This is a genomic window from Thiomicrospira microaerophila (assembly GCF_000934765.1).
Taxonomy (GTDB): domain Bacteria; phylum Pseudomonadota; class Gammaproteobacteria; order Thiomicrospirales; family Thiomicrospiraceae; genus Thiomicrospira; species Thiomicrospira microaerophila.
The window spans coordinates 1-1,031 of the sequence record NZ_JYNN01000108.1; the positions used below are offsets into that span (position 1 = coordinate 1).

Below are 1,031 nucleotides of genomic sequence, written 5' to 3' on the forward strand. Positions count from 1 at the left end.
CCTTACTCAAGGTGATTATTGGATTGATGATTTTTGGTTTAACGCTTGCGAACCCAGCTTTTATCGAGCTTTTGAAATCATTAGCTTAATGTTTGCCGTAGCTAAGGAACATGTCAATACATTAAGCATTAAGTAAAGATTTATTTAAAAGGACACCCACTTTTATTCCCTTCTAATAAAAATATTGGCTATTTGCAATCTAGAAATTAAAGTTAGAAGGACACCCACTTTTATGCATTATGCACCAAGTCGTCACTAATTAAAGGACAGTCAAGTATCAAAAGCTTTGAATGGGTAAGGTAGCATAAAGGCTTTCTTGAAAGTTTCTTATGAAATTAATTTTATGTACAATGTACATGTTAAATAAAAAGGATTTCCTGAGTGAGTCACGCCATTGAATTTATAGAAACGTCAATTTTTACTAAGCAAATTCAATCTTTGGCTACCGATGATGAATTGCAGCAGTTGCAAAAAGAGTTGATTGCACAACCTGAAAAGGGCAGTCTTATTCAAGGAACAGGTGGGCTTAGAAAAGTACGAATGGCGGTTGGAAATCAGGGGAAAAGCGGGAGTGTGCGAGTGATCTACTTTATTGCACTCGTAGATGTTATCTATCTCGTGATGGCTTATCCAAAAAGCCAGAAAGAGACGCTAACCCTTGCTGAAAAAGTAGTTTTGAAGAAATTAACACACAAACTAAAAGAGGAACACTAAGGTGAGTTTATTTGAAGAGTTAAAAGCTTCCTTAGAAGAGGCGGTTGAAATCAAAAATGGACACAAAGAAGGCAAGGTTACACGTTTTGAAATCAGTGATGTCAAAGCTATTCGCGCCCAGCTAAAGGTATCTCAACAGGAGTTTGCCAGTGCCCTAGGTACCAGTGTGGATACGGTGAAGAGCTGGGAAACCAAACGACGTAATCCAACAGGTCTTGCCGCTAAGGTGTTGGCAACCATTCAAGACAATCCGAGTTTTTATCAAGAACTCGCTTCCCACTAAACAGATCTTTAAGTAATTAAATACTAAAAGGACA

2 protein-coding genes are annotated in these 1,031 nt (G+C 37.7%); both read left to right on the forward strand.

What is annotated here, in order from left to right; genetic code table 11:
• Nucleotides 1–381 precede the first annotated feature (381 nt).
• Nucleotides 382–714, forward strand: coding sequence for a type II toxin-antitoxin system RelE/ParE family toxin (locus tag NA59_RS12770; RefSeq protein WP_044413617.1), 333 nt, complete (start codon nt 382–384; stop codon nt 712–714).
• A 1-nt stretch (nt 715) separates the two neighbouring features.
• Nucleotides 716–997 (forward strand): NadS family protein, encoded by a 282-nt coding sequence (gene nadS, locus NA59_RS12775; protein ID WP_044413619.1) that lies wholly within the window; start codon nt 716–718, stop codon nt 995–997.
• The last annotated feature ends 34 nt before the right edge of the window (nt 998–1,031 follow it).